The 1,534-nt window shown below is 64.0% G+C and carries 1 protein-coding gene; it reads left to right on the forward strand.

The window, feature by feature from the left end; all coding sequences use genetic code 11:
• The first annotated feature begins 114 nt into the window (after positions 1–114).
• Complete coding sequence (locus C5F46_RS16065; RefSeq protein WP_107326297.1) at positions 115–1,527, forward strand: IS4 family transposase; 1,413 nt, start codon at positions 115–117, stop codon at positions 1,525–1,527.
• The last annotated feature ends 7 nt before the right edge of the window (positions 1,528–1,534 follow it).

A 1,534-nucleotide genomic window follows, 5' to 3' on the forward strand; every position in this document is an offset into this window, starting at 1 on the left:
CTTGCAGTTACCCACAAGTTGGTGCGGTGAATTGAATCACCTGCCAGCCTTGGTCTTGGCGACGCCCCTGTAGTCATGATTCGTCAGGTGGCACCGAATGCGTGAGGTGCGGGCATGGGACAGAGCTGGGTGGAAACGGAAATCGCCGGATGCGATTTGGGGGATGAGCGGCTGAACCGTCGGCTCGGTGCTATGCTTGGGGCGCTCGGGGAGCGGCCGGGCAAATCGCTGCCGACGGCGTTCCAGGACTGGTCGAACACCAAGGCGGCCTACCGGTTCTTTTCCAATGGGAATGTCAGCGAAGACAAGATCCTCAAGGGGCATTTCGCGGCCTCCGCCCTGCGCATCCGGGCAACAGGTGGTCCCGTGCTGATCCTGCAGGACACCACGGAATTCAACTTCAAGCGCGCGGCGCCGGAGAAAATCGGCTTCACCCATGTCTCGACCGGGCACAAGCTGAAGGACGGCCGCCGCAGAAAGCACGTCATCTGCGGGTTCCAGATGCATGCGAGCCTTGCGATCACGCCGGACGGGTTGCCGCTCGGGCTGACGGCAGCCAAGTTCTGGTCCCGCGCCGCATTCAAGGGCACCGCTGCGCTCAAGCGCAAGATCAACCCGACCCGCGTACCCATCGAGCAGAAGGAAAGCATGCGCTGGCTCGACAATCTGCGCCTGTCGACCGAGTTGGCGGGTGTGCCGGAGCGCTGCGTTCATGTCGGCGACCGCGAGAGCGACATCTACGAGCTCTACTGCCTGGCCGAAGACCTTGGGACCGGCTTCCTCGTCCGGAGCTGCGTCGACCGCCTGGCGGAGGATGGCGACACGACCATCGCCAAGGTCATGGCACAGGTGCAAGCGAGCGGCACCCACGAGGTGCGGTTCCGGGACGCCCAAGGCAAGGACCACTGCGCCGTGCTTACCGTCCGGCATGCCACGATGACGGTTCGCCCGCCGATCGGAAAGCAGCGGAAATACCGGCACCAAGAGCTCCAGATCATCCATGCCGAGGAACTCGACCCGCCGCAGGACCGGGCGCCTGTCCACTGGAAGCTGATCACGAACCTGCCGGTGGCGACCCACATGGAGGCAGTACACAAACTCGAATGGTACGCGCTGCGCTGGAAAATCGAGACTTTCTTCCGGACGCTGAAAACCGGCTGCCGGATCGAGGAGTTGCGCCTGGTCACAGCTGAACGCTTGGCCAACTGCATCGCGCTGTGCTGTGTCGTGGCCTGGAGAGTGTCATGGCTGGCGATGCTCAGCCGCGAGGCGCCAGGGGCCGACCCCGCTGCCGTGTTCACGCAGGACGAGCGCCAGTTGCTCGACCAGGCGACCCCCGAGAGGAAGCGCCAGGCACAGCGTGACCTCGAATTCTACGTCAGGGCTGTTGCAAGGCTTGGGGGATATCTCGACCGCGCGTCAGATGCTCCACCGGGTACGACAGTGATATGGCGGGGCTTCTCCCGCCTCGCCGACCTCGTCGAAGGTGCCCGCCTCGCAACGCCCCCGGCGGATACTTGTGGGTAACTGCAAG

It is taken from the genome of Phaeovulum veldkampii DSM 11550 (genome assembly GCF_003034995.1).
Lineage (GTDB): Bacteria > Pseudomonadota > Alphaproteobacteria > Rhodobacterales > Rhodobacteraceae > Phaeovulum > Phaeovulum veldkampii.